This window comes from Herbaspirillum sp. UBA812, from assembly GCF_002296545.1.
GTDB classification, from domain to species: Bacteria; Pseudomonadota; Gammaproteobacteria; order Burkholderiales; family Burkholderiaceae_D; genus Herbaspirillum; species Herbaspirillum huttiense.
The window spans coordinates 1-4,215 of sequence record NZ_DBIC01000394.1; the positions used below are offsets into that span (position 1 = coordinate 1).

Annotated in this window: 1 protein-coding gene and 1 pseudogene; both read left to right on the forward strand. The window is 62.5% G+C overall.

Annotated features, from left to right (window positions below):
* Positions 1 to 263, forward strand: a pseudogene (locus B3873_RS25915) (cytochrome C biogenesis protein CcsA); the annotation flags it as partial.
* 527 nt (positions 264 to 790) lie between these two features.
* Positions 791 to 4,215 (forward strand): indolepyruvate ferredoxin oxidoreductase family protein (locus B3873_RS25920; RefSeq protein WP_286869984.1); only part of this gene is annotated, 3,425 nt, incomplete at its 3' end.

Sequence of the window (4,215 nt, forward strand, 5' to 3'; positions counted from 1 at the left end):
ATCGTTTCACCTTCAAGGTGCCGACCTTGCGCAATGTCGAACTGACCTATCCCTATTTCCACGATGGCGCGGCGGCTACCTTGTCAGAAGCGGTGGATACCATGGCCCGCATCCAGCTTGGCCGGCAATTCAGTGCCGAGGACAATGCCAAGGTGGTGGCTTTCCTGAAGACGCTCACCGGTGACCAGCCCCGCATCGTGCTCCCGATATTGCCGCCCTCCTCGGAGCGCACCCCCCGGCCACGTCCCTTCGGGACGAACTGAGCGCACATAAAAAAAGCGGATCCGACAGGGGAGGCCGGATCCGCGAGCTAGTGGTGCTTTCAACACTAGAGGGGAGGAACCTTGCACAGTAACGGATACCAATCAATCGCTGTTCAAGTGAGGTCTATTAAACGTCAGCGGCCGAGCTGGTCCAACGGCTTTTACGGGCTGTTACATTCACGTCTTGCTTGTAACACTTGGGGACTCCACAGCCCTTTTTTTTCAGCCGGAAATGTTGTTGTTTTTCGCTTTCCGGCATTTTCTTCTCTGCATTGCCACTAACGCCGCAGGACCTGCGGAAACAGTTTCCTGCAAGGCAAAAAAGCCCGGAAACCCTGCTGCGGCGCGCGTAGCGGGCCGATCACCCTTGTGCTAACTTGACACTACAACTTGAAGACACCCGGTTCACAAGACTGAGGTGTTCCCGATTCCCGACAGATCGGCGTAGCCGCACAGCGACAGGGTGCAGGGCGTGACTGGCGGGAGCATGTGCAAGGCAAAAACAAGATTTTTGGCACGGAGACCACATGAACGCACCCCTACCCGCCGGGCAACGCCTGCTGCTGGACGATGTATCCCTGGACGACAAATTTGCACTGGAGCGCGGCCGCGTCTTCATGACCGGCATCCAGGCGCTGATCCGCCTGCCGATGCTGCAGCGGCAATACGATGAACGCGCAGGCCTGAACACCGCCGGCTTCATCACCGGCTATCGCGGGTCCCCCCTGGGCTCGGTCGACCAGACCGCCGAGAAGGCGCGCAAATACCTGGAAGCCAAACAGGTCAAATTCCATCCCGGCATGAATGAAGACCTGGCCGCCACCAGTGTGTGGGGCACGCAGCAGGTCAATCTCTTCAAGGGCGCGCAATACGACGGCGTGTTCTCGCTGTGGTATGGCAAGGGCCCGGGGGTGGATCGCTGCGGCGATGTCTTCAAGCACGCCAACATGGCAGGCACCTCCAAACATGGCGGCGTGCTGGTGATCGCAGGCGATGACCACGCCGCCAAGTCCTCTACCGCCGCACACCAGAGCGAGCACATCCTCAAGGCCTGCGGCATACCGGTGCTCTATCCGTCGTCGGTGCAGGAGTATCTCGACTACGGCCTGCACGGCTGGGCCATGAGCCGCTACACCGGCTTGTGGGTCGCGATGAAATGCGTGACCGACCTGGTCGAATCGGGCATGTCGGTGATGATCGATCCGGAGCGCGTGAAGATAGAGTTACCGGACTTCGAGCTGCCGCCCGACGGCCTCAACATCCGCATGCCGGATACGGTGCTGGGCCAGGAAGCGCGCATGATCAACTACAAGTGGTATGCCGCCCTGGCGTATGCCCGTGCGAACAAACTCAACCGCATCATCTGGGACAGTCCGCGTGCGCGCATCGGCATCATCACTGCTGGCAAGTCCTATCTCGATACGCGCCAGGCGCTGGAAGACCTGGGCATCGATGAACAGGTCGCCGCCGACATCGGCATCCGTCTCTACAAGGTCGGCATGACCTGGCCGCTGGAAGCCGAAGGCGTGCGTGAATTCGCGCAGGGTCTGGACGAGATCCTGGTGGTCGAGGAGAAGCGGCAGATTCTTGAATACCAGTTAAAGGAAGAACTCTACAACTGGCGCGACGATGTTCGACCCCGCGTGGTCGGCAAATTCGATGACACCGGAGAATGGAGCGGTTCGCAGCGCGAAGGCCATGGCAACTGGCTGCTGCCGGCCACCTATGAACTCAATCCGGCGCAGATCGCACGCGCGATTGCCACGCGCATCTCGCGCTACTTCGCCGGCCATCCGGTGGAGCAGCGCGTACGCACCCGCGTGGCCTATCTCGAAGCCAAGGAAGCGGCCCTCAACATCAGCAGCAAGCCCGATCCCGACAAGGACCGCGTGCCGCATTTCTGCTCGGGCTGTCCGCACAATACGTCGACCAAACTGCCCGATGGCAGCCGTGGTCTGGCCGGTATCGGCTGCCACTACATGGTCACCTGGATGGATCGCGAGACCAGCCTCTTCACCCACATGGGCGGCGAGGGCGTGACCTGGGTAGGCCAGGCACCGTTCACGACGGAAAAGCACGTCTTCGCCAACCTGGGCGACGGCACCTATTTCCATTCCGGCCTGTTGGCGGTGCGCGCCTCGGTCGCGGCCAAGGTCAACATCACGTACAAGATCCTGTACAACGATGCGGTGGCCATGACCGGTGGCCAGGAGTTCGATGGCCCGCTTGATCCGGCCATGATCTCGCGCCAGCTGGCCGCCGAAAATGTGCGGCCCATCATCGTGGTCACCGATGAGCCGGACAAGTATCCGGCCGGCACCCAATGGGCTGAGGGCGTGACCATCCGCCATCGCAGCGAACTCGATGCCGTGCAGCGCGAACTGCGTGAACAGCCGGGCGTGTCGGCCATGATCTATGACCAGACCTGCGCGTCGGAGAAGCGCCGTCGTCGGAAACGCAATGCCTATCCCGACCCGGCCAAGCGCGCCGTCATCAACGAGGCGGTGTGCGAAGGCTGCGGCGATTGCAGCGTGCAGTCCAATTGCCTGTCGGTGGAGCCGCTGGAAACCGAGTTCGGCCGCAAGCGCCAGATCAACCAGTCTTCCTGCAACAAGGATTATTCCTGCGTGAACGGCTTCTGCCCCAGCTTCGTGACGGTAGAAGGTGGCCAGCTGAAGAAACCCGTACGTGCCAAGACGCAATCAGGGCCGGCCTTGCCGACCCTGCCGGAACCGGTGCTGCCGGGGCTGGCCCAGCCGTATGGCATCGTGGTCACCGGCGTAGGCGGCACGGGCGTGATTACCATCGGCCAGATCATCGCCATGGCGGCTCACGTCGAAGGCCGCGCCTGCTCGGTGCTGGACATGAGCGGGCTGGCACAAAAGGGCGGACCGGTAATGTCGCACGTTCGTGTGGCCGAGGACCCGGCGCACATCCAGTCCACCCGCGTGGGCACCGGCATGGCTGACCTGGTCATCGGCTGCGACGTCATCGTCACTGCGGGCCGCGATGCCCTCTCACGCATGGGCGAGGGGCGCACCCATGCAGCGGTCAATTCGACGCAGATGCCCACTGCCGCGTTCGTCCGCAATCCTGACTGGCAATTCCCCACCGCCACCAGCGAAGGCGAGATCGCCAAGGCCTGCGGCCGGGACAATCTTTCACTGATCGATGCCGGCCGCATCGCCACCGCGCTCATGGGCGACGCGATCGCGACCAACATGTTCATGCTCGGCTATGCCTGGCAAAAGGGATGGGTGCCGTTGTCGGAAGCGGCCCTGTTGCGCGCCATTGAACTCAACGCGCTGCAGGTGGAGTTCAACAAGCAGGCCTTCGCCTGGGGCCGCGTGGCTGCGCATGATGTGGACTTCGTGCTGGCCGCAGCAGGCCGCAATGGCATGACGGCCCAGGTGATCGAATTCAAGCGCACGCCGCCCCTGGATGAACTGGTGGAGCGCCGCGTGGCCTTCCTCAGCGCTTACCAGAACGCCGCCTATGCGCGCAGCTATCGCGATGCCGTGGAAGAAGTGCGGGCGCGTGAGAGCACGCTGGGTGAGGCGGGACGCGGCCTCAAACTGAGCCGCGCGGTGGCCACCTGTCTCTTCAAGCTCATGGCCTACAAGGATGAGTACGAAGTCGCGCGCCTCTACACCGAGCCGGCCTTCCGCGCCAAGATCGCCGGCATGTTCGAGGGGGATTACAAGCTGCGCTTCCACCTGGCACCGCCGCTGCTGGCCAAGCGCGACGACAAGGGACACCTGCGCAAGCAGGCCTTCGGCAGCTGGATGATGCCGGCCTTCGGCGTGCTGGCCAAGCTGCGCTTCCTGCGGGGTACGGCCTTCGATCCTTTCGGCTACACCGATGAGCGCAAACAGGAGCGTGCGCTGATCAGCGAGTACCGTGCCACCCTGTCACGGCTGCTGGCAAAGCTCACGCCAGAGAAAATGGAAAA